Source organism: Novipirellula herctigrandis, from assembly GCA_007859835.1.
Lineage (GTDB): Bacteria > Planctomycetota > Planctomycetia > Pirellulales > Pirellulaceae > Novipirellula_A > Novipirellula_A herctigrandis.
Window position 1 is genome coordinate 6,352,306 of the sequence record SJPJ01000001.1, and the last position, 22,686, is coordinate 6,374,991.

Annotated in this window: 19 protein-coding genes and 1 tRNA gene; 14 read left to right on the plus strand and 6 right to left on the minus strand. The window is 53.0% G+C overall.

Annotation, left to right across the window (positions count from 1 at the left end):
- The first annotated feature begins 70 nt into the window (after positions 1-70).
- The 7 genes from CA13_RS23275 (at position 71) to CA13_RS23305 (ending at position 6,189) form a co-directional block, all read left to right on the plus strand.
- Entirely contained in the window at positions 71-2,503 is a 2,433-nt protein-coding gene (locus tag CA13_RS23275) for a TolC family protein (protein WP_146400764.1), read from the plus strand.
- Positions 2,504-2,847: 344 nt separating this feature from the next.
- Complete coding sequence (locus tag CA13_RS35530; RefSeq protein ID WP_419194726.1) at positions 2,848-3,102, plus strand: hypothetical protein; 255 nt, start codon at positions 2,848-2,850, stop codon at positions 3,100-3,102.
- A gap of 445 nt (positions 3,103-3,547) precedes the next feature.
- Positions 3,548-3,874 (plus strand): prepilin-type N-terminal cleavage/methylation domain-containing protein, encoded by a 327-nt coding sequence (locus CA13_RS23285; RefSeq protein ID WP_146400768.1) that lies wholly within the window; start codon positions 3,548-3,550, stop codon positions 3,872-3,874.
- 281 nt (positions 3,875-4,155) lie between these two features.
- On the plus strand, positions 4,156-4,608 hold the full coding sequence (locus tag CA13_RS23290; RefSeq protein WP_146400770.1) for a pilus assembly FimT family protein: 453 nt from the start codon (positions 4,156-4,158) through the stop codon (positions 4,606-4,608).
- Between the two features lie 10 nt (positions 4,609-4,618).
- Positions 4,619-5,056, plus strand: a complete 438-nt coding sequence (locus CA13_RS23295) for a hypothetical protein (protein ID WP_146400772.1) — start codon at positions 4,619-4,621, stop codon at positions 5,054-5,056.
- Positions 5,056-5,643: a type IV pilus modification PilV family protein gene (locus CA13_RS23300; RefSeq protein ID WP_146400774.1), complete on the plus strand. Its 588-nt coding sequence runs from the start codon at positions 5,056-5,058 to the stop codon at positions 5,641-5,643. Before CA13_RS23295 ends, CA13_RS23300 begins: the two co-directional genes overlap by 1 nt.
- A gap of 21 nt (positions 5,644-5,664) precedes the next feature.
- Entirely contained in the window at positions 5,665-6,189 is a 525-nt protein-coding gene (locus CA13_RS23305; protein WP_146400775.1) for a hypothetical protein, read from the plus strand.
- A gap of 9 nt (positions 6,190-6,198) precedes the next feature.
- On the opposite strand, the gene CA13_RS23310 is transcribed toward CA13_RS23305, so the two are convergent.
- Together CA13_RS23310 and CA13_RS23315 are read right to left on the minus strand one after the other, a co-directional pair.
- On the minus strand, positions 6,199-6,756 hold the full coding sequence (locus CA13_RS23310; protein WP_146400777.1) for an NUDIX hydrolase: 558 nt from the start codon (positions 6,754-6,756) through the stop codon (positions 6,199-6,201).
- Positions 6,757-6,786: 30 nt separating this feature from the next.
- Positions 6,787-7,269: a DUF2203 domain-containing protein gene (locus CA13_RS23315; protein WP_146400779.1), complete on the minus strand. Its 483-nt coding sequence runs from the start codon at positions 7,267-7,269 to the stop codon at positions 6,787-6,789.
- A 432-nt stretch (positions 7,270-7,701) separates the two neighbouring features.
- On the opposite strand from CA13_RS23315, the gene csrA reads away from it, so the two are divergent.
- Complete coding sequence (gene csrA, locus CA13_RS23320; RefSeq protein ID WP_146400781.1) at positions 7,702-7,896, plus strand: carbon storage regulator CsrA; 195 nt, start codon at positions 7,702-7,704, stop codon at positions 7,894-7,896.
- 188 nt (positions 7,897-8,084) lie between these two features.
- Positions 8,085-8,157: transfer RNA gene (locus CA13_RS23325), tRNA-Glu, on the plus strand.
- Between the two features lie 338 nt (positions 8,158-8,495).
- Here the strand turns inward: CA13_RS23325 and CA13_RS23330 are convergent.
- On the minus strand, positions 8,496-9,632 hold the full coding sequence (locus CA13_RS23330; RefSeq protein WP_146400783.1) for a mandelate racemase/muconate lactonizing enzyme family protein: 1,137 nt from the start codon (positions 9,630-9,632) through the stop codon (positions 8,496-8,498).
- Between the two features lie 25 nt (positions 9,633-9,657).
- Entirely contained in the window at positions 9,658-11,004 is a 1,347-nt protein-coding gene (locus CA13_RS23335; RefSeq protein ID WP_146400785.1) for a Gfo/Idh/MocA family protein, read from the minus strand.
- 450 nt (positions 11,005-11,454) lie between these two features.
- Between CA13_RS23335 and CA13_RS23340 the strand changes: the two genes are divergently transcribed.
- The 5 genes from CA13_RS23340 (at position 11,455) to CA13_RS23360 (ending at position 17,239) form a co-directional block, all read left to right on the plus strand.
- On the plus strand, positions 11,455-12,201 hold the full coding sequence (locus CA13_RS23340; RefSeq protein ID WP_419194727.1) for a helix-turn-helix domain-containing protein: 747 nt from the start codon (positions 11,455-11,457) through the stop codon (positions 12,199-12,201).
- 136 nt (positions 12,202-12,337) lie between these two features.
- Positions 12,338-13,354: an aspartate carbamoyltransferase catalytic subunit gene (locus tag CA13_RS23345; RefSeq protein ID WP_146400788.1), complete on the plus strand. Its 1,017-nt coding sequence runs from the start codon at positions 12,338-12,340 to the stop codon at positions 13,352-13,354.
- A 16-nt stretch (positions 13,355-13,370) separates the two neighbouring features.
- Entirely contained in the window at positions 13,371-14,684 is a 1,314-nt protein-coding gene (locus tag CA13_RS23350; protein ID WP_146400790.1) for a dihydroorotase, read from the plus strand.
- Between the two features lie 61 nt (positions 14,685-14,745).
- Complete coding sequence (locus tag CA13_RS23355; RefSeq protein ID WP_146400792.1) at positions 14,746-15,603, plus strand: fumarylacetoacetate hydrolase family protein; 858 nt, start codon at positions 14,746-14,748, stop codon at positions 15,601-15,603.
- A 49-nt stretch (positions 15,604-15,652) separates the two neighbouring features.
- Entirely contained in the window at positions 15,653-17,239 is a 1,587-nt protein-coding gene (locus tag CA13_RS23360) for an aldehyde dehydrogenase (NADP(+)) (RefSeq protein ID WP_419194728.1), read from the plus strand.
- Between the two features lie 212 nt (positions 17,240-17,451).
- Here the strand turns inward: CA13_RS23360 and CA13_RS23365 are convergent, their stop codons facing one another.
- Complete coding sequence (locus tag CA13_RS23365) at positions 17,452-21,477, minus strand: COX15/CtaA family protein (RefSeq protein ID WP_146400795.1); 4,026 nt, start codon at positions 21,475-21,477, stop codon at positions 17,452-17,454.
- Positions 21,478-21,679: 202 nt separating this feature from the next.
- Positions 21,680-22,603, minus strand: a complete 924-nt coding sequence (locus CA13_RS23370) for a phosphoribosylaminoimidazolesuccinocarboxamide synthase (protein WP_146400797.1) — start codon at positions 22,601-22,603, stop codon at positions 21,680-21,682.
- Between the last annotated feature and the right edge of the window lie 83 nt (positions 22,604-22,686).

Consider the following 22,686-nt stretch of genomic DNA (forward strand, 5'->3'; position numbering starts at 1 on the left):
TCGGCCCGTACGGGAATGCGCTGTTTGGTACAGTGTGTTTACGGCGGCACCGCACTAGGAAGCCTAGAGCATGAATCGCTCGTTGTTTCGAATCGCTGCGTATCTTCAGCTAGGGATTGCGATCCTGTTTGCTACAGGATGCGCGCCGACACAGCCGTTTTTTCTGAAAGAGTCGCCCGACCTTCAGTTCTATCTAAATCAAGCCACTTCCATCGAGTATCCCGATGTCCAAGTCGATAGTCTTGCCGAAACGACCGAAGCACTTCCACCACTAACGGTTGGTAATCACGATTATCAATTCTGGGATTTGACCGTCGAAGAAGCGGTCTCGATTGCGCTGCAAAATGCCAAGATCCTTCCCACTACCGGTGGCAACGCTGAGTTCCGTCAAAACATTGCGTCCCAATTCACCAGCGGCACTGCCGACCAATTCGGCAGTATCTACGACGTTGGGGTTCAGCAATCGACCACACAATCGGTACCTCTAACGGTCGACGGAAGCGGCAATCGTGTCTTGCCACGCGGCGTGTTGCGAGCGAACCAAGTCGGCGGTGTCGAAGATGCCTTGTCCGAATTTGATGCTCAGGCGAGCGGCTTTTTCAATTATGGCAACACCGATCGTCCTCGAAACGTTGGTGCAGCCAACACGGTTAATCCACAATTCTTTCAAGCTGTCGACGCAACTCAGCAATCCGCAATCAGCAAACGGCTTGCGACCGGTGGCGTAGCGACTCTGCGTCAGCAAGTGATCTACTCGAGGAACAATGCCGAAATCAGTCCTATCTCACGATCGGTCCCGAGCGATTGGACCGCTATTGTGGAAGCCCAGGTTCAGCATCCATTGATGCGTAATCGTGGTACGTTGATCAATCGTATCCCAGTGGTTCTGGCGAGTTTGAACGAAGACGTTTCGATTGCTGAATACGAAGCACAAGTTCGTAACTTGGTCCGCGATGTCGAGAACGCTTACTGGACTCTCTATGTTTCCTATCGCAGTGTTTCGACCGCGATCATTGGCCGAAACAGTGCAATCGCGACCGCACAATTTGCCCGATTGAATTTGGAAAATGGTACCGGTACGCGGCAAGAGCTCGCACAAGCTGTCGAACAATACTACCAATTCCGTGGCGTCCTCGAATCGGCGATTGCAGGGTCAAACTTGCCTGGCTCGGATCGTTTTGGTGTCTACGGCAACGAACGTTTGCTTCGCGAATTGATGGGACTCGCTCCAACCGATGGTCGATTGATTCGTCCTATCGAAGAACCTTCACTCGCACGGGTTGAATATGATTGGAATGAATCCGTCGCACAAATGCTGTACCTCAGCCCCGAACTGCGTCGCAATAAAACACGACTCAAGCAGAATGAATTGGAGTTGATCTCAGCGAAGAATCAAATCCTTCCGGAAGTCAATCTGTCGCTACTGTATCGCTGGGTCGGTGTCGGTGACCAACTCGGGCCGCCTCAACGTCGCTCGCAGAATTTTCCGTCTGCCGGCAGCAGTGCGTTGGGTGAATTGACCGAAGGAAACTACCAAGAAGGTGCCATTCGATTGGAAATCACTCCGCCCGCATTTGGTGCACGGCGAGAATTGACGCGAATTCGAAATGCCCAATTGCGTTTGGCCCGCGAACGAGCGTTCCTGCAAGATCAAGAACGTTTACTGGTAAGTCAACTTAGTGACGCGGCGGCAAAGGTCGCGACGCATTATCAATTGGTTCAAACCAATGCCCAGCGTTGGCAAGCTTCTGAACAAGAAGTCGAAGCACGCTTGGCGGAATTCAAAGGTGGCCGAAGTCCAGTGAATGTGGTTTTGCAGAGCCAGCAACGTCGTGCTCAAGCTCAAATCGATTACTACCGTGCTCTTGGCGAATACAATAAATCGATGAACTATGTCGACTACTTGAAGGGGACGCTGCTCGCGAACAGCAACATCACGCTTCGTGAAGGACCATGGAACAAGAAAGCGTACTGGGATGCACTCGAACGTGCTCGCGAACGAAGTGCCGGTAAGCAGGTCAAGTATGGTGTGACTCGTCCGGGCGTCGTGCGAACGGGGCCAGTGCGTGATGCCGATTCGGCGGTTGAAATCATGGGTAGTGGGGTCACTTCCATTGGCCAGACCTATGCACCGAGCGGAGGTGGTGAGGTGATCTTAGGCGATCCCAACGATTCGTTGAACATGAACTTGGCACCTTACCGTGACGCAATCGACGTCGATGACATTCCACTTGGCGAAATGGGATCACCTCAGCAAATGTTTGATACCGGTCAAGGGATCGAATCGCTGCCCCTGGGTAACCCGAGTGGACAAGCCGTACCGATGCCAGAGATCGATTCGCTGCCGGACGCCAGTATCCTCGAACCGCTCAATGCACCGAACGCCAGCCCGATTTCGCCTATCAGCTACGAAAGTATTCAACCCGTCGACGATCGAGCGGATTCGGTTGATGTTGGTTTCGCCCCGAGACCCGTTTCGCGAAAACCGTTACCCGTTCAATAGCAATCCATCCGTAGGGCGGAGGCATGCGAGGATTGTCCGGTTACGCGTCGGAAAAAACAATCTTCGTACACGAAGGCTCGAGTCGCGTCGTAATGACGCCTCGAGCTTCTCGTCGTTAGGATCAAGCTATCGTTAGCGACGTTGACATCCGAAATTGACCATCCAAACAACGAATGGATCCTGATGGGGCCAACTTCTGGTGGACGGAGACTCGCGTGGGCGCAAAAAAAAACGGGCTTTGCCGAAGCAACGCCCGTCGTTGAGTTGAACTCTCTTTCTTGACTGCGATTAGTTGCAGCAAGTAGGTTCGCAGCACGAGCGCGCGGCGCGGCGAGCCTTCAATTTTGCGAACAAGCCGCAACGTTTCTTGGGTGCTGGGCAGCAAACAGGAGCTGGTTCGCAGCAAACGGGTGCTGGTGCTGGTTCGCAGCAAACAGGTGCTGGAGCTGGTTCGCAGCAAACAGGTGCTGGAGCTGGTTCGCAGCAAACAGGTGCTGGTTCGCAGCAAACAGGTGCTGGTGCTGGTGCTGGTTCGCAGCAAACAGGTGCTGCTTCGCAGCAGGTTGTTTCTGCAGCACAGCATGCGGACTTCTTCTTGAAGCAGTCGAAAAGACCGGCGTCAGCTTGGGGAGCAAAGCCACTGCCAGCAACCGCGAGCAGGGTCAAAGCCAAAATCATACGTACCATAGTATTTTCTCTCGAAGGGTGGGGGGACATTGGCTTGCCGAATTGGGAAACCTGGGCAAAGTTTACGGTTTGGGTTGTCTGCGTCAAGCATGGTCAGCAAAAGCGGCTCAGATTGGCTCAAACATGGCCCCATTGGCCAATTCAAGGTCGTTTTCCCGGCCCACAACTGCGAATAAAGCCGCGGAACCGGTGCATTCGGTCTAAACCGCCGTCAGCCTTTCTTAAGGGAACTTCTAGAGTTTTTTTTTCTTCCAGTGAACGCACATTCCGTTTTCTGACCTAGGTTCTAAGTAGGCGGGGAAAATACCTCGTTCTTCAAGCACCCAAGAATCTCTGTCAACACTGGAGCTCATACAGATGAAACGTACTAAGAAAAATGGTTTTTCGCTTCTCGAAGTCATTGCGGCTGTCGTCATTTTGGCCGTTGTCGCCGCAGCTACCGTTGCTACGGTCGCTCCGATGCGTGCCAAGAGTGAAGAAAAACTCGTTGAACAAGAAACAGCGACGCTCAACAGCATGGCGCAGACCTACTTCCTCGAAGAGGGCGTATTCCCACGCAGTGTTGTGGACTTGGTTACCAGCGGGTATCTGTCGAACACCACTCAAGCGGACCAAGATCGAATCACCAAGATTCGTCGTAACTACACTTACTCGCGAACCACTGGCGTGTTTTCCAAACGCTAACGCCGAGTTGAGGGACGCTCGACAAAGAGGCGTGTGAATTCATTCAATCGCCTCGTGGGGAAGCTTGAAAGTTATGGGCATTGCGGTTGCACGCCTATCAGCTACCGCAAGCAAGAGAAAAATACGAGGTCCGGTGCGGGCGTGGTGCGAAGCAACAAGGGTTCGCACTAGTTCCGCGCCGGACCGTTTTTTTTACGACTGATGTTTTGTGCGAGGGTTTTGTACGAGGGAATACCCCCTTGGTTTCCACTGTCATCCATCCAACTCCAGAATGAGTTTGCATGTATTTGAATCCGAGAACGAACCGTCATGGCGTGACATTGCTTGAAGCAGTGATCGTGGCCGTATTGGTTTCGGGGGCAGCTGTGGCGACATCATTCCTGATGAATCCAAGCTGGTCTCATCGGCCTCAGGTGCGCGCAACGACGACACAGATTGGGCAAGTCTTGACCATGGCGCGAAACATGGCCGTTAAGAATCAAACGACGGTGATTGTCCGCCGCGACACAACGGAGTTGTTCGTTGCGGAAATGGCCGGTCCGTTCCGTGACCAACAAGAACGATGGATTTCGATCGGAGCCGAGTGTACTCTTTCGGGATCGCCTGCTGAAATCCGTTTCTCGCCAATGGCAAACGCGGACCAAACGCTGCGATGGAATGTGTCTGCGGGAGGCGTGAATGGACAAGTGGAGGTCAACCCGATTACCGGCGTCGTCACCACTCGATTGCCTTAGGACTCATCGAATGAAACACAAGCGAATGAAACGAAACGGATTGACGCTATTGGATGTTGCGACTGCATCGATGATATTTTCGGTGATGCTGATTCCGTCATTGCATCTTATGTCACGATCTCAAAAGAACAGTCGTCTCTTGCAATTGCACGAATCGATGTTGTTTGAGCTCGATAAACTGATCGAGCAAACCAAGGTTCAGCTTTCGGAACCGGCGACGTTCGATCAAGCATGGCGCAGCTCGTTTCCAACCGAAAATGTTGCCAAGCTGCAACTTGGCGATGGCCCGGCCGTAATCGGCACGGTTCGCATTTCAAGAAACACGACGGTCACAACGAACGGACTCCTTATGATCGACGCAACCGTATGGCATGACGAAAACCGCAATGGCCGGTTCGATTCAGGTGAGCCCCATGAATCGGCACGCACTGAATGGGCGGCACCCTAATGAAATTGCATAATGAGATAATCGTCCGTCATCAGCGACCACGGCGACGAGGCATTAGCTTGATTGAGGTGATCGCATGCACGGCGCTTGTGACGATTATGTTGGTTCCGATTGCAGCGGTGATTCGAGCTTCACGTCAAAGTATTTCCGTCGCGCAAGGCAATGCTTCGAGCCATGCTGAAGTTCGCAGCGGATTGGCTTGGCTGACCCAATCGATTCGCGAAGGAACCGTTCACGGCTATGATTCTCGCTACAAAGCGATGAAACTCGAACTTCAAAACGGCCACGTTGTTGAAGTGACGTTGCGAAACAGTCAGCTACAGATGATCGACGGCGCTCTCGAGACAGTGGTCATCGATAATGTAAAAGACGTTGCTTTTAAACCGATCTCGGCCACGTCCGGCAACACGATTGGAATAGGAATTTCTATCGACGCGTACGATGCAAAGACAGGCAGCGTGATTGACGTATGGACGATGGTCGCGCAACCACCGCAGTTCCAAACAATTGATTCGGATACATCTTCTGATTCCAGTGCATCTGGTGATTCCGGTACATCAGGGCCCTCACGACGACCACGACGCTAACATAGGAATCGCGTAAATACTATGGTGGACCCACCAATCTCATGTCGATCGAAACGTGCCAAGTGTCGAAGCGGTTCTGCGCTGTTGTTATGCACTTTGGTGGCAGCCGTTTTGTCGATGTCAGCGATCACGATTCTGCGCTCGAGTGAAGTCGCAATCGCGCGAGTCGACGCTGAACGTTGCGCCGTGCAAGGTCGCCATGCAGCCGAAGGCCTCCTGCAACGAGCGGTTGCTCAGTTGGAATTGAATCCCAACCTAAGCGGAATCATTGTTGACCCTGACTCACCTTTTCAATCTGCTTACTGTGTCGTCCAGCCAATCGATAAAACGCATATTAGCGTGTCGGCGTATCTCTACAAAGGATCAACCATGCCTGCCGTCTCGCAAACGATCGAGCTTGCAGGATCAGATGACGATTCGCGGTGGCCTCGCAGAGATGACGATTCGCGGTGGCCTCGCAGAGATGACGATTCGAAGTGGCCTTGGAAATACGATTCGAATAGAAAGACAACGTGGCCGGGATTCAACTCTGGGCGCCGATGGTAGACGCGACGTCTACGCTTGCACCACGGGGTTGTAGAGGAAAGCGTAGAGTCCAACGAGCGTTTTGGCATCGTTGATTTTTCCGTCCGTGATCCATCGTTTGATTTGCTGGCGACTCGCCACGCGGTTGGCAATTTGCTCTGTTGCTTCGCGTTGACTTTCGCCTGCGGTCAAACCTTTCGCAACGTACAAAAACATACGCTCGTCGCAAATGCCCGGTGCGGAATAGAACTCGTGTAGCAGAGTGAGTGATTCGGCACGATAGCCTGTTTCTTCTATCAATTCCCTTACGGCCGTGACTTCGACCGCCTCATCCGGTTCGCGTGTTCCGGCGGGAAGTTCTAGTAGGGTTTCGCCAACCGTTGGCCGATGGTTCTCAATCATCACCACCGTGTCGTTATCAATCAGTGGCAAAATTACGACAGCCCCAGGATGCCGAATGACTTCTCGAACGTAGTTTTTTCCATCAGCACCCTTCAATGTCATTGCATGGACATTAAAGCGAGCTCCCGTGAGAACCAACTTCTCGGGCGGTTCATTCGTGTTTGGGGTTCCCTTGGCGGAGTCCATTCGGGGCTCTTTGTTGAGTGAATGTGTCTGTCAATTTGTTAATGAATTTCGCGGGACTCGAAGGCGATCCGACGAAGTGTCATCCGTCTCGTGCCAATAGCTTACGGTCGGTTCGCTGCGGTTCCAACAGAGCATCACGGGACGGCGATTGACGATCGCTGGAAAGTCAACGCAGCCATCGAACGGGACGTGAGGCCGGGCTCCAATCGCGGTCAACTCGTCCATACAAGCTGTTAGTCGGGACTCGTCATCTTCAACCGTTGCTCGCATGTCCTTGACTTCCTCTCGGCAAGCTTCTCGGTCAATTGTTTCGACCGCATCGTCAATTCCTGCCAATTGTTGGCGTTGCTGTTCGATCGACAGGCTTAATTGCCTTGCTTCATCGAGGATATGGCGAATCAGCGGCAACATCTTGGTTGCCTCGTCGGCGGTGAAATGGGCCTTTGACGACGCGCCGCTGAGGTGAGTCGATTCCGAGGGCAAGTCGTCGTTTGGGTGAATCGCGTGGACCATTGTTAGTGCTCGTTTTGAAGAGGTGTCTACTTCAATGGTAAGACGAATGGAAAGTGTAGACGGTTCCGAAAAATAAAATAATCGAATCCTAGTCGTGTAAGTGCGTATACAAAAAGGCACTTTGGAAACATGGCGCTTTTAGACGTGAAGCCCATTAAAACAGCAGGAAGAGAGCGGATGAATCCGGTTTTTCATGCTAGAACCAGAACTTGAGGGACAAAAAAGTGACTTTGTCAAGGCTTATTTCCTTGACTGCGTCAATTTTTGACTTAGAGTTCAAGGTGTCAGGAAAGCGGGCATTCGTGGAGCGATCCTGCGGACACAACCGGCCTACGGCGGTGATTACGGGAATTGATCTTCCACCGAAAAAACCGGAACTGTAGGCGAACATAAAGTATGAATATCAGGGCCGGTTAGAAAAGGACTGGAAACATGTTAGTTTTATCGAGAAAGAAGAACGAGAGTATCATCATCAACAATGACATTAAGATTGTTGTTGTCGAGATTCGTGGCGACAAAGTGCGACTTGGTGTCGAAGCACCTCGTGAAGTGCCCGTGCATCGTCGTGAAGTGTATGATGCGATTCAAAAAAGTCTTGAATCAGGCGATACTGCGGTCGAATCTTAACCCCGTTCTTCGGTCATTCTCTGTCAATCGATTTTTTTTCTCTCAGAATCGATTCTCTGGCACCGTGAACCCTTGACGGGTTAGGTCTCTCTTCGCTACAAACTCTGCCTCACAGCAGTGAACCGCATTCTTTATCGTTAATCGCAGCAAGTTGGGCATTTGCCTCGTTGCGTTCGGAAATAATAGACGGCCCCTTCGTCTAGCGGTCTAGGACACCGCCCTTTCACGGCGGCGACACGGGTTCGAGTCCCGTAGGGGTCACTTCATGGCGTTTTCGCCACGAATCAACAGCCTGCAAGACTTTGTGTTTTGCAGGTTTTTTTCGTGCTTCCCTTGTTTGCTGACGGAGTTGACTCCTACGCTACGTTGGCTCGAACGCGTTTCGCTATTGTTTAGGATTCGAGATCCTGGAATTCGAGATCGTCGGTGCCTTGCAGCTTTGGAACTGCAAGTGTTGGCGTTGCTGATGAGGCGAGTCGAGCCAGGCAAGGATCGGGCACCATCCACAAAAGGGCGCCATCCAGGAAAGGGGACGCGTCAGATCTTTAGGACGAACGACGCGGGGCTTTGCCAAGTTTCACTTGGGGGAAAGGTTCATCTCAGAGCCCCCATTCATGCGCAGTGCGCTCCGCCAAATCTGCTAATTTCGCTTCGTCGACACTCACGCCCAGGCCGGGGCCATTGGGAACATGGGCGACGCCGTTTTCGATCTGGATTGGTTCGGTGAGCAGGGACGTGTCGAGAAACTGCGGGCCATTGAGGGCCGCTGCCTGCTTGAGTCCATAAGCGTCATATAGCGTTAGGCTTGCGGCTAGCGAGACATCAGGATCACACAGCCCGCTTCCGACCCACATCAAGTCATGCCGTTCGCATAGTTCGATTTGCTGGCGATTGGAGGTCAAACCACCGCACCGTGCAGGCTTCATCGCTACGCCATCGAGCATGCCCAAATGAATGAACTCCTCAAGCTCTGTGGGCGACACGACGCCTTCGTCCATCAGGATTGGTAACGCACTCTGTTGCTTGAGAGTTTGGTATCCGCGAATTCGGTTGGGTGGCAGTGGCGATTCGAGAATGGCCACTCCCAGGTCAGCGAGTATGGGTGCCGCCACGAGAGCCGTCTCGAGATCGTACCCGCCGTTGGCGTCGGTCCAAAGAAAACCGTCCGGTGACAACTTGCGCACCCGGCGGACGACTTCACGGTCAAACGTCGGGTCGGGAGCGACTTTCACATTGAAGTGCTTGTATCCTCGGCTGAGTCCCTCTGTTACCGTCGGCTCTACGTCCTCGATCGTGCGCGCATTGACCGTCCAGCTTAACGGCAAGGTGCCACGTTGCGGCCGGCCCCACATCTGTGCTAAGGATTGGCCGGTTGCTTTGCCCACAAGGTCATGCAGCGCAATGTCCACTGCGGCACGTGTTAGCGGCATCCCCGTGCTAAAGCCGGGTCTAATCACGCGATCCATCGCTGCATTCGCTCCGGCGATATCGGTTGGATCGAATCCGAGCAGAGCCCGCGCAAAATAATTGCGCAACACAATCGTTGTCGCTTCGAGCGTTTCGTAGCTCCATGTTGACACCGGAACTGCCTGACCCCAGCCGACGGTTCCATCGTCAGCGGTTATCTTCAGCATTACGGCCGGCCGTCCCGTTGCCCCTCGCGGTGTTGTAAAAAACTTGAAATACCCGACGGTCGGATACTCGAGAGGATAAACGTCAATGCGGTCAATCTTCATGATTGTTTTGTGCTCGAGTAACGATCTAAACAGCAGGCTTTGGAGAGACAATCGGTTGGTCGATCATTGCGTTAGCCCGCTCGCTATCGATGAAGCGTTCGTTTTTGCCATCCCATTGCAGCGTTTCTTTTAGGTGGATGGCCAAGTGTCCTAAGAGGCACGTCGAGGTAACACAGTGCCCGACATCGGCCGGTTCCCAGGTGGGTTTGCGTGATTTAACGCTGTCGAGAAAGTCGCGTTTCTCACTTGTTTGATTGGGTAACGGGGCGTCGACAAGTTTGTGCTCCGCTTTGAGCAGCGAATCGTCACTCGCTTTGAAGTGATTGAATCCGGCTTCGATCCACCCTTTGTCTCCCTCAAAACGCATGTAGGGTCTATCGGTGCGGTAGATGATCTCGACCCCATCGGCGTATTTGTAGGTGACGTCGAACTCCAGCAGGACGTTCCAAAAACTATCCGCCTCGGGATAGATACCCTTGCCGCTGATTTCGACCGGAAATTCGCGATCAAGTCCCATGCACCAAAGTGCTCCGTTGAGCAGATGGGTACCCCAGTTGGTGACCATGCCATCGCAGTAGTTTAGTTTGCGCATCCAACCGGGCCGACCATGAAGATCATGTCGTGGGTGGACGCCGTTCAGTGTGTACTCGATCGGAGGGGCTTGGGTTTTATCGGCACCCTGCCATCGTTTGTAATCCAATTCCTCGGGCACTGGCATGTCCGGCTGTGGATCGAGTGGGATGTCGGATTTAGGGACACAGGCATAAACCTTGTGAATCTTTCCCAGCACGCCGCTTTGAACAATGCTGTAGGCTCGACGAGCAGGCGTTCCCACGCGGAACTCGCTGTCCACGCGAAAAATCCGGTTGTACTTCTCGGCCGCGTCGCGCAGTTGTTGCCCTTCTTTGATGGTGCGAATAATGGGCTTCTCGAGTGCCACGTCCTTTCCAGCCTTCATGGCTTCGACCGCCATCACGCGGTGCCAGTGATCGGGCGTGGAAATCATGACTGCATCAATGTCATCGCGAGCGAGCAAATCTTCGTAGTCAGCGTACGTGGCGCATTGATCCTTCATGCCGTGTTTCGATTGGTTGTACTTGTCGACCTTCTCCTTCGCCTGGTTCATACGCCACGCGTCGGGGTCGCAGACCGCAACGATTCGGCAATCGGGCTGACGTTGGAAAAGCGGGATATTCTTGAGGTAACATTGACGCCCGGTTCCGATCATTCCCATCCGAATGGTCTCGCTAGGCGGATTCGCACCTAGCACGCTTGAAGGGACGATCAACGGTGATGCGGCAAGCACGCCTGCTGTTAGGCTAGACTGCTTCATGAACGAGCGGCGGTTGACAAGGCGGGGGGACGGAAGCATCTCGTATTCCTCTTTGGGGGGAAGGACGGAACAGGGGAAGGGCGGAACTGCGTTAGGAAGGAGCTGCGTTAGGAAGAGAAAGGTTAGGATACATCATTCGGGCGCATCGCTGGGTTGCCTCGTTGGGCGGTTTTCAGAATCCCAAGACTCACGGCCACGCTGCGAACAGCGTCCGCCAGTTTCACCAGGATCCGAACCACTCGCATATCAGGCAATCAGGCGAGCTTCGTTGAATGATGTCTTCCATAACGAGCGATGTCTTACATAAAAATGTTATCAAGATTGCAGCGGACCGTCTTTGTGAATCGGGCAACTTGGATTGCGATTCGGGCAGCAGACGAATTATAATGTCGAGTGATGACGACGCCGACAACCCGAATACCGCTGCCTGTACATTTTGATAGTGCCGGTCTATGTATCTTGTGTAGCCGGCATTCCGATGACTTTCGCATGGACTGGACTCGTCATGATTATTGGAAAGTCCTGTTGGTCGTCGACGGCCATGGGCAACTTTTGACGCAAACGACGCAGGGTATCTTGCACCGCTCGGTGGTGGCCGTGGTCCCGGCTGGCTGCGATCATCGCCTAAGCGACACAGAGGGCCAACCGCTAACGCTCTATATTCTCTGCTTTGACAGTCGTCCGCCGTTCACATCGCTTGAGGGCTTCGCCAATGATCGGCCTACGCTGCTGACTAATCTGCGCACCGAGACATCGGCACTGGATACGATGCGGCACTTGCTGTTGGAACAAGTTTATCCGTCACTCGGTAGCGATCTTCGCAAAACGGGCGCTGTCTGTCTGCTTCTGGCGGACATCGCCAACCGTGAGTCAGCCGCTAAATCGCCCCAAGCACCGGCTCCTCCTACAGCGACCCACAAGGTCCGCGACTACGTTAGCAATTTGGCAACCACGTTTTGTCGATCCGACACATTGGACACCGTCGCGCACCGCACAGGCGTAAGTCGGCGAAGGTTTACCCAACTGTTTCGTGAAATCACCGGTCGGGCGTGGCACCCGTACATTCAGGAACGGCGTGTGGAGCACGCAAAACGACTGTTGCAGTCGACTGATCGGCCAATCCTAGCGATTGCCTTTGAATGCGGTTTTGAGGATGCCTCCACTTTTTACCGCGCTTTCAAAAAAGTGACAGGTGAATCACCGCTGGCTTGGCGACAACGCGGCAGTGGACCATGATCGGAAAGCGTTGGTTCCGACGCGATCGAAATTTGACAAAATTTCTTGTGGGTGCTCGCAAAAGGGGGGCGAATCTCTTAACGTGTCAGGACCATCGTGTCTTCTGCCATTTCCTCGTTAGTCGGAATCGAACAAGATGCCTGACACGGGTGCAACCGAACTACCTTTTCCTGCCAATTGGCATCGCCGAGACCTGCTTGAGTTGCAATGTTTGCGGCCGGATGAAATCCAAACACTGCTCGACACCGCTCAAACTTTGAAAGATCTTACCGGCGGTGGACGTAACAAGCTTTCCCTTTTGAGTGGAAAAACGTGTGCGAATTTGTTTTTCGAGAACAGCACGCGGACTCGTAGTAGTTTCTCGCTAGCGGCGAAACGTCTCGGTGCCGATACGCTCGAGTTCAGCAGTGCAGGAAGCAGCGTTGCAAAAGGGGAAACCTTCGTCGACACCGCCAAGACCATCCAAGCGATGGGGGTCGATTGGGTGGTTACACGGCACAATACACCGGGGACCCCGCAGTTGCTTGCCCGTGAACTCGATTGCAGTGTCCTCAATGCGGGTGACGGAGCCCATGAGCATCCGACTCAGGGTTTGTTAGACATGTTGACGATCCGCCAACATCGTGGCGGACTCGAAGGGCTAACCGTCGCTCTGGTTGGCGATATCGCTCACAGTCGAACCGCGAGAAGCAATTTGTGGGGCCTCAAAAAAATGGGGGCGCACGTGATCGTGTGTGGCCCGCCGACTTTGGTCAGCCCGCGGTGGGCCGAAATCGGTTTCGAAGTCGCGCATAGCCTCGATGAGATTTTGCCTCGGTGCGATGTGCTCAATTTGTTGCGGATTCAATTCGAACGCCAACAAGCCCGATATTTCCCGAGTGTGCATGAATACGCTGCGTTGTACGCGATGAATGCAGACCGTATGCGTCGAGCAAAACAAGACATCCTGATCATGGCGCCGGGGCCGATTAACCGTGGTGTCGAAATCACGCCGGAAGTTGCCGATGGTCCTCATTCGGTGATCCTTGAACAAGTTACTAACGGTATCGCGGTTCGGATGGCCGCACTTTGGCTATTGGCGGGAGCGGCAGACCGACAAGGTTCGCGCCATGGCGAATCGGAAAACCCTCAAACTGCACCTCAAGCCTCTTAACCTCCGTGGTTCTACTATGTCCGACTTGTTGATCGAAAATGGCCGCTTGGTCGATCCAAGCCAAGGAATTGACCGAATCGCTCGAGTGCTGATCCGTGAAGGATTGGTTGCTGCGATTGACCCAAACGACGAAGACATTCCTCCGCAATGCACTTGCATTGATGCTTCTGGGAAAATCGTTGCGCCGGGTTTGGTGGACCTCGGTGTTGAACTTCGCGAGCCTGGTTTCGAGGAAGATGAAACCATTTTATCGGCCAGTGATGCGGCGCTAGCGGGTGGCTATACCTCGATTCTATGTACCGCTAGCACGACGCCCGTGGTTGATTCGCCCGGCGCGGTTGAATACGTTCGACAAAAGGCGGCCAAGGCAAACGGTGTGCGCGTCTATGTGGTTGGCTGCCTCAGCCGGCAACAAGAAGGTGACCAGATGGCTGAACTGCGTCTGTTGGCCGACGCCGGAGCGGTTGCGGTTAGTGATGCACCACGGCCGATGTGCAACGATGCACTTTTGAAACGGTCGCTCGATTATTGCCGTATGCTCAAACTGTTGATCATTGATCGCCCCGAAGTTCCCGAGCTTGCCGAAAACGGGGTCATGCACGACGGACAGGTCTCGCTAGTGCTTGGACTCAAGGGGTTGCCGACCGAAGCGGAGGATTTGGCGGTCGCGCGTGACGTTCGGTTGGCCGAAGCCACCGACGGGCGATTGCACGTAGGGCCTGTTAGCACGATGGGGGCGGTCGACATGATCCGTCGCGTCAAATCCAGAGAAATTCCAGTCTCTGCTTCAGTTTGTCCTCACAATCTATGCTTGAACGACAAAGCACTCGAATCGTTTGATTCACGATTCAAAGTTCATCCGCCACTTCGTAGCCCAAGGCATGTCGAAACCCTGATCGAAGCGGTCGTCGATGGCACGATCGACGCGATACAAAGCGGGCACATGCCACGCAGTCGCGAAAAGAAAATGAACGATTTGAATTTGGCTCCCTTCGGTGCCGCGACGCTCGAAACGACTCTTTCGACGGTTGCGACTTTTTTGGTTGATGCAAACCGATTGGATTGGCTGACTGCTATCGATCGGTTGTCGACCGCTCCGGCTCGAATCGCATCGGTTCCTGGTGGAACTCTCGCCGAAGGCTCCCCGGGCGATGTGGTGATCATTGACCCCGATTTAACTTGGGTCGTCGATGCTCATCAATTTCGTTCTCATTGCATCAGTAATCCGCTTGACGCAGTGGAGCTAAAGGCTCGTGTCACGCACACGATTGTCGGTGGTGCGGTTCGTTTCGAGCTCACTCCTGGCGTTAACATGCTCGCCAACGCATAGATCGCATTCATGCTTTTGGGGGCAGTCTTTCTCTCGTCACTCGATTGTAGCTTCGGGCAAAATGAAAATCGCAAAGTTTATCGACGCTGCTGGATCGGTGCGAATCGGAAAAGTGGAGGCCGAAAAATTGGTCCCCTTTCGAACGACCGCCCAATGTGAAAATTTGTCAGACGTTTTGGCTGCTGACGATCCGATTGCCACTGCCCAATCGCTTGAAACGGATGATGCAATTTTGGCGGATGAACACGTGCATTGGTTGCCGCCAATTGATCAACAAGAAGTCTGGGCAGCCGGCGTGACCTATGAGCGTAGCCAAACCGCTAGAATGGAAGAATCCGAAGCGGCAGCGTCTTGTTATGACCGTGTCTATCAGGCGGATCGGCCCGAATTGTTTTTCAAAGCGACGCCGCATCGAGTCTCGGGGCACATGCAACCGTTGCGAATCCGCAGGGATGCCTCATGGAACGTGCCGGAACCGGAAGTCACGTTGGTATTGAGTCCGGACATGAAAATTGTTGGCTTGACGGTTGGTAATGATATGAGTTCGCGAGACATCGAAGGTGACAACCCACTCTACCTTCCGCAAGCGAAATGCTACAACCAATGTGCTGGACTCGGCCCTTGGGTGACCCTTTTCGACGCACTGCCAGCGCCGAGCGAAATCGGAATCGACCTGAAAATTGTCCGAGCTGGTGATACGGTTTTTGACCAGCATACCTCGGCCGATCAGATGGCTCGTGGCTTCGAAGATCTAGTCGGTTGGCTTGCTCGTGACAACAGCTTCCCCGCTGGTGCGTTCTTGATGACGGGAACTGGGATTGTCCCAACCAGTGATTTCACTTTGCGTGCCGACGACATCGTTTGTATTACGATCGACGGCGTTGGAACGCTTGTGAACCCAATCGTTCAAGGCGATTAGAACCGAAAAAACAATTGCTGCTCCCTTTACTCCATTGAGGTATCTCGCGTTGTCTAGCTCTAGCACTTGCCCCGTGTTGATCGCCGGAGAGTGGCGTGAAGCTGCCTCCATCGCTACTTTTCAGGCGACCGATCCTAATAGACGCCAACTTCTTGCACCGCTGTTTCCGGTAAGCACTTGGGAGGATTGCGATGCTGCGCTCGATGCTGCAACTTCGGCGGCGCGAGAACTGCGTACGGTGCCACGTGGAAAGATCGCGGATTTTCTTGATCGCTATGCCGATCGATTGGAAGCGGCAAAAGATGCGTTGGTCGAGGCAGCCTTTGCCGAAACCGGCCTGGCGAGATCTCCTCGATTGGGCGATGTCGAGTTGCCGCGAACCAGTAACCAGTTACGCGCAGCGGCGGCGGAATGCCGAAGTGGTAACTGGGCGATGGCAACGATCGACACCAAAGCAGGAATCCGAAGTTGTTTCGAATCGCTTGGTCCAGTGTGTGTGTTCGGACCGAACAATTTTCCTTTCGCGTTCAATAGTGTTGCCGGAGGCGATTTTGCAGCAGCCATCGCTGCGGGTAATCCCGTGATCGCAAAAGCCAATAGCTCGCATCCTGAAACAACTCGTTTGCTTGCCGAACAAGCCACCGAAGCGGTCAAGGAAACCGGTTTGCCACCCGCAACGGTTCAATTGATCTATCGAACCAGCCACGAAGACGGGGCACGACTCGTCAGCGATCCTCGGAATGGTGCAACCGGATACACCGGAAGTCGCGCAGCTGGATTGGCTCTCAAAGCGATTGCCGATAAAGCAGGCAAGCCAATCTATTTGGAACTGTCGAGCGTCAATCCGGTTGTTATCACGCCTGCTGCGTTGAAGGAGCGGGGGAATGATCTGGTCGACGAATTTGTCACAAGTGTACTGATGGGGACGGGGCAATTTTGTACCAATCCAGGGATGGTGATGTTGATCGAAGGCGAACCAGCGAACTCGTTTATCGATGCTGTAAAGGACCGTTTTGCAGCCGCAGAACCAGGGACTCTTCTTTCGCCGGCCGTATCATCGAGTTTGTCAAATAGCGTCAAAGCACTATGCGGTTTTGGCGCGAAATTGTTGACCGGTGGCGGCGAGCCAGTGGCGGATCGATGTGCCTATGCAAATACGCTGCTGCGAACCGATGGCGACGCGTTTCTGCGTAACCCCGAAGGCTTTCAAACCGAGGCATTTGGAAATGCGTCGCTAATGGTTGTTTGCAAAAATTTCGACCAATTGGCCGCTGCGATTTCGATGCTTGAAGGCAATCTAACGGGATGTGTTTATTCATCGAGCGATGGCAGTGACGAGGATGCATACCAGCAGGTCGCGTTTGAACTTACACCTAAAGTCGGACGTTTGCTGAACGACAAAATGCCAACCGGAGTGGCCGTTAGTCCGGCGATGAACCACGGCGGTCCTTATCCAGCAACAGGACACCCCGGATTCACATCGGTGGGAGTGCCAGCCTCATTGGTTCGATTTGCCAAGCTAACCTCTTACGACAATGTGCGTCCTCATCGTTTGCCAGAATTATTGCAAGATAAAAAATCAACCGAAAAAACATGGCGGAACATCGACGGTAACTGGACTCATGCAAGTCTTTGATCGCTGCTTGATCGTTAGCGATGGCTGGCGATGATCGATGTGCGTTCTTTCACAGAGACCGTTGACAATCGGATTCGCCGGTGGATCCGGTAGTGGATTGGTTTCTAAGTTTCCATTTTGGTTTTGGTGGTACCTGTTTTAGCGGGCTTGTGGTGTTTATGAGACGCACCAACGCGATGCGAAACGAGTTTTGAAAGCACAGCGACTCGCACTCACTTAGAGGTCTCGATTCTACGTTTTCGTGACCAAACACCGCCAAAACTAAACTGATTCCATCCCCAACGCAGCCACTTCAACAATGCCGTTGCCAGCCACAAAGCCCAACCGAGCATGAGAAGTCGGTAGATCCAAACGGACACCGACACGACGTAGGCGGTCGGTAGGTCCGCTCCACTGCGTGGCACGAACCAAGACAACTCATTGCGCCATGAGTTATTTCCGATGATAAACATTTCTGGGTTACCGAGCAGTCCCGCACCAACGGCGACCATTAAGATAACGAGCGACACGAGGGTGAGAAAAACGATGCTTAATTGAAGCAGATTGAATCGAAGTCGCGGCGAGGTTTCAGTATCGCGTTGCCCTCGCCACGCCAATAGAAATAGCCAAGCAATCACGATCATTGCAGGTATCAAATGCACCTGGGTCAAACCGATCACTAGCAGAACCCATTCATACCGTCGAAGCGGTGACAAAGGTATGCTTCCTAGCAGAATTGCGGCAAGGATTGCCACGGCAAGAATTGTCCAAAACCGGACTGCGGGGCCTCGAAGCGGTCCATCGGCCCATAGAATCCAGCGGTTTTCCGGCATCGACAAAACCGTAGTGATATTGGACGCGTCAACGGGTAACGTTATATCCGGTGTTCTCACGGTCCTATCGATAGGTTCCGTCGTTCGCCAATGAACGGAAACCGACTGTTTGCCGCTGCTAGTTGGGAGGATCAATTGAGCACCATCACGTTGGACGGGAATACTTTGAGCGTCAATTTTTAGAGAAGTGATCTCAGCGTTCGGATCCATTGCAATCGCAAAGTCGCCTGAAAGACTCGATTCGATCTCTAAATCGAGTTGGTTGGTCCGCTGACGATCCCCGATGGAAGTCGATTGGTTTACGCGTTGCACCGTCATCGTGTCGCCGACCACGGGAATCGGTTTATACAAATCGAGCTTGACACTCTCGTTGGGCCAAGGGTGCCACACAGGGACCAGTTCCTTTGTGTTGGATTCAAAAATTGGCTCCAGCCCCGTGTAGGTTACATTCCAAACCGGCGAGGTGACTAAATGCCAACGCTCCGTCCACTGTACGGATTCGGTCGCCTTTAGCTCGATCGCGTCCGAGACGGGCAACTCACTTTCCCAAGAAAACGTTTGGTCGTTCGCTCCGAGTCGCACTGCGATCGATCCGCCTTCGACATCGCGGTTGGATGTCAAGACGCTTTCGTTTTTCAGCAGCGGAATGTTCATCGAAATTGCTTTGCCAGTTCCCGATAATCGTGTGACCGTATTGTGAATCTTCCAAATCAGTCCAATTTCTAAGCGGCGGTCGACAACGACAATTGCATGAAAGTCGGTGCGATCGTAAGCCGCCTTGTCATTCGAAGTCGCTTGCTCTTTGGCAAAAAAGACTTGTGGGTCTGGTACACCGTCACGGTTGACTCCGGTGACTTTCCATTGCGGTGCATTGATCGTGACATGCCGTGGTTTTAGCAGGAATGTCCATTCCCAGTTCGTTTGATCCGCAATCAACCCTTTGACCACGACATCATGAACTCCCTTGGATGCTTGTATCCATAAGTAGTCTTCTCGTCGACACGCGATCGCATCGGAGCCGTCGATCGATACTGACAGCGGCGACCATGAAGGAAACCGCCCGGGCAGGGGAACGGCGACATCCGCAGCGGCGTGAACCCTGACCTTCATTTCCATCTTGTTGTCGACGATCGATAGCACGACGTCTGGGATTTCCGCAGCATTAGGGAAGGCATCCGACGGTTCTAGCAGTCGTTGGCGAAGCGTATCGAGTGTGGCCGAATCGGGCATTTGAGCCGATGCGCTAGGGGGAACCAGCAGCATCACGAAAATGAACGCTGCAGCCGCCGATGCGCGTCGCCAAGGCCAATGGAACGGTTGAACGCCAATCAAGATCGCCGCTAACAAGATTAGCAGCAGCACGCGAGCAATTGACAATACGCGATGTTGCGAAAGCGAAATGAGAAACGGTTTGATCTGTTGTTCGGCGGTCACCGGTCCGTTCCACACACAAACGACATCGTTCCAATCCCATTGAGGTTGTGCGGGCCCCGTTTGGATTTTCGCCTTCGAGTCATACCGCAAATTCTGATAAACGTTGATCGATCCGCTGGTTTTTTGCCTGCCTTTCACTTGATCAAGTGTTTGGGATTCCAATCCCGACACACTCGAACGGTACGAAACACGTGAGCGTGATGTTGGGAAATTTCCAGACCCTGGAAATGCAAAGATCCCTCTTGATCCATAGCGAATTCCTGTAGGATCCAATTGTGGATAAATGACGTTTTGGGTTTGTATCACGACGAATGGAATCAAGCATATCAATAGCAATACAACGGATGCGTTTTTCCAAATCGTGATCCATTTTTTGGCCGCGCCTTCCCCGACCGCCTTCAATAATGCAATTGGTATGAGTAAAAGTAGCCACGCGTATCGAGGTGCGCCCGGTTCATGGAACGCCAACCCAAAGGCAATCAGTGCGATGATGCCAGCCGTTATGCCTCGCAGTCGCATGACTGCCAATGAAAAGACCAGCAGCAGGAAAATGTCTAATAGCGACCACGCGGTCAACCAATCGCCACGGACTGTGTCAGCGCCAAAAATTGCAAATGCACGCCATCCTGGTGGCAACGTCATTGTCATCGATAGCGAATCGGCATCGGTTTCCCATCCTGTTGCAGTCAATTCACCGAGGTTATCAACGCGGCCAATCGCCTCCATTGTTAAGTCGCGGTTGCGTATTTCGACGCCGCTGGTCCCCGAGACCGGATTCGCTGTAATCAATTGCCCTTCGTCATCAATACGGACGGCACCAAGCGTATGGTCGTCGGCCACATCCAATCGCCACACTCTTTGCATGGTTCCTTTCAAGTGATCTTGGTAAGTGAGTCCATTGCCATTTTCGTCGATCCACATTCGGCGTTTGATATGAAGTCCTTCGGGGCTCTGTTCACCCATCCCACGCATCTTTTCGACGATTTGAAACGATGTGTTTGTCGCCCATTGGTAGACCGGAACGCCTCGCCATCGTGTGGGGAAAGTGGTTTGCGTGACATCAACCATTGGGATGTCTTCGATTTGAGCAGCGCGGAATCCCGTGTTCGATTTGAATCCGACAAGTTCGGTAGCGACGATCGGCGGCGTCTCGGTTTCGTACTGAATCTGCTTCGGGTCATTGGTTTGGAAAGCATGAAGGGTGATGCTCCATTTCCCGGCGCGGACTTGAGCTTTGATTTGTCCGCGATCATCCACTGCGACCGGGATTTGGCTTTCGACCGACGAAAGCTGCCATCCTGCGGGCAGACCATAGCCTAAGGATTCTTCGCGACTCTTACCGGAAACGGTGAGCTCAATTTCTGTTCGTAGCCAAACCGGAATACCATCTTCGATGAGTCGATAAACTTGCACGCCAAGTAGATCTTTTCCGGTAACCTCGGTTTGCGTTCGTTTGAGCCAAACGTGCCCGTTTGCGTCCCAGACCGGTTGAGCAACCTCGTTACCGTTGACCGCGAGTGCCAAGATTCCAATCGGCTTTGGGACAGTGATCTTCTGTGGCATCGTGTCCCACGTAAATGTTCCCGATAATTCATGTTCGCCCGGAGGTAATTTGACCGCTGGGTATCCGTCATGCTGGACTACGACCAAGTCATCCTCGCCCGAACGAACGTCCATCGGCCAATTCTTGTCGCTACCGGGAAGCGGCACCCAAGAGTCGCCAAAGACCGTGATCGTTGTTTGCCAAGTGGCACCATCGTTGTTTGCAAAAAGATCTAATTTCGATGGCCAAAAACAAATCGGTTGATCTGCATTTAGGTATACCCTTGGGCAGTCTTGGTGTGTGTCTTGCCACGTCACCCAGTCCATCCAAGGTTGAAGCGGTTCGGGGATTGTGTGTGTTTGTGCTTTTGAGAAACGAGGCGAGAAAGCGCCTAAACTGCACAAAACCAAAAGAAACAGAGCGGCGGTTCGTGAAGCGAAGCGATTCATGGCGAGGCTACCAATGTGGGGTGCAAAAACCGAGGGCGGAAATGCAGATATTGTCCATCTGCAAGTCTAGTCCGCATTGGTAAGAGATGCTTTTCAGCAACTGTGGAAGCGCAAAAAATTGAGGAACTGACAAAATCTCTTTTTGGGGAGTGATTCGGCTCTCCGTCGGGCGACGGTGGATTTTGCTAAATCGAATTCGTGTTTACACGGATTCGCCGGTAATGCGTCGGAATGCTTCCTGGTACTTGGCCAATGTCTGCTCAATCACCTCGGCGGGCAATGGCGGAGGATCGCTTTGTTTATCCCATCCGCATGTCGATAGATACTCGCGAACGAATTGCTTGTCGAACGACGGTTGGGCCGCACCTGGAGAATAGATTTCTGCGTCCCAAAACCTTGAGCTGTCCGGGGTCAGTGCTTCATCCACCAACACAAGCTCGTCATCGACTAGGCCAAACTCGAACTTGGTATCGGCGATCAAGATTTCTTTGGTCGCAGCGTATTGAGCCGCTTCAGTGTAGATTCGCAAACTCTCTTCGCGAAGCTTCATCGCCAAGTCGTTTCCTAAGTCGTCAATCATGCGATTGATCGAAACGTTCTCATCGTGTTCGCCCTCTTCTGCCTTGGTCGCTGGGGTGAAGATTGGCTCGGGCAGTTTGTCACATTGCCGAAGTCCAGATGGCAACTTGTTTCCACAGACTTCACCGGTGGTTTGGTACTCTCGTAGTCCGCTTCCTTCGAGATAACCTCGCACGACACATTCAAACGGGACCACACTCGCTTTTTCAACAATCATCACCCGGCCTGCGAGTGGCTCGGTATCGAATTGGCGTTGAAGCGACACCGGAACGTCGACCGATTGAAGGTGATGGCGAACGCTTAAGGTAGAGAACCAGAACCGGCTCATTTGTGTTAATAGTCGGCCTTTGCCCGGAATCCCACTGGGCAAGATGAAGTCGAAGGCACTGATTCGATCACTGCTGACGATCATCAATTGATTGCCGAGATCGTAAACATCCCGGACCTTGCCACTACGTCGGGGCAGTGGCAGGTTCGTCTTGAGGAGTGCCCCGGAGGCGTCGAATTCGTACAGGCTATCAGTGATGTGATTATTTGGAGGATTCATGTATCTACTTTCGCAAAACACACAAAATCGGGCAAGCGGCCCCCCACATTCCGAATGGCTCTCCGCTCGCGAATAGCGTGACG

What these genes read in the sequence shown, in the direction of transcription:
- CA13_RS23355 (WP_146400792.1), top strand. Translation starts at nt 14,746, where the DNA reads ATGAAAATCGCAAAGTTTATCGACGCTGCTGGATCGGTGCGAATCGGA.
- csrA (WP_146400781.1), top strand. Translation starts at nt 7,702, where the DNA reads ATGTTAGTTTTATCGAGAAAGAAGAACGAGAGTATCATCATCAACAAT.
- CA13_RS23350 (WP_146400790.1), top strand. Translation starts at nt 13,371, where the DNA reads ATGTCCGACTTGTTGATCGAAAATGGCCGCTTGGTCGATCCAAGCCAA.
- CA13_RS23275 (WP_146400764.1), top strand. Translation starts at nt 71, where the DNA reads ATGAATCGCTCGTTGTTTCGAATCGCTGCGTATCTTCAGCTAGGGATT.
- CA13_RS23305 (WP_146400775.1), top strand. Translation starts at nt 5,665, where the DNA reads ATGGTGGACCCACCAATCTCATGTCGATCGAAACGTGCCAAGTGTCGA.
- CA13_RS23300 (WP_146400774.1), top strand. Translation starts at nt 5,056, where the DNA reads ATGAAATTGCATAATGAGATAATCGTCCGTCATCAGCGACCACGGCGA.
- CA13_RS23295 (WP_146400772.1), top strand. Translation starts at nt 4,619, where the DNA reads ATGAAACACAAGCGAATGAAACGAAACGGATTGACGCTATTGGATGTT.
- CA13_RS23340 (WP_419194727.1), top strand. Translation starts at nt 11,455, where the DNA reads ATGGACTGGACTCGTCATGATTATTGGAAAGTCCTGTTGGTCGTCGAC.
- CA13_RS23335 (WP_146400785.1), bottom strand. Translation starts at nt 11,004, where the DNA reads ATGCTTCCGTCCCCCCGCCTTGTCAACCGCCGCTCGTTCATGAAGCAG.
- CA13_RS23345 (WP_146400788.1), top strand. Translation starts at nt 12,338, where the DNA reads ATGCCTGACACGGGTGCAACCGAACTACCTTTTCCTGCCAATTGGCAT.
- CA13_RS23370 (WP_146400797.1), bottom strand. Translation starts at nt 22,603, where the DNA reads ATGAATCCTCCAAATAATCACATCACTGATAGCCTGTACGAATTCGAC.
- CA13_RS23285 (WP_146400768.1), top strand. Translation starts at nt 3,548, where the DNA reads ATGAAACGTACTAAGAAAAATGGTTTTTCGCTTCTCGAAGTCATTGCG.
- CA13_RS23290 (WP_146400770.1), top strand. Translation starts at nt 4,156, where the DNA reads ATGTATTTGAATCCGAGAACGAACCGTCATGGCGTGACATTGCTTGAA.
- CA13_RS23310 (WP_146400777.1), bottom strand. Translation starts at nt 6,756, where the DNA reads ATGGACTCCGCCAAGGGAACCCCAAACACGAATGAACCGCCCGAGAAG.
- CA13_RS23365 (WP_146400795.1), bottom strand. Translation starts at nt 21,477, where the DNA reads ATGAATCGCTTCGCTTCACGAACCGCCGCTCTGTTTCTTTTGGTTTTG.
- CA13_RS23315 (WP_146400779.1), bottom strand. Translation starts at nt 7,269, where the DNA reads ATGGTCCACGCGATTCACCCAAACGACGACTTGCCCTCGGAATCGACT.
- CA13_RS23330 (WP_146400783.1), bottom strand. Translation starts at nt 9,632, where the DNA reads ATGAAGATTGACCGCATTGACGTTTATCCTCTCGAGTATCCGACCGTC.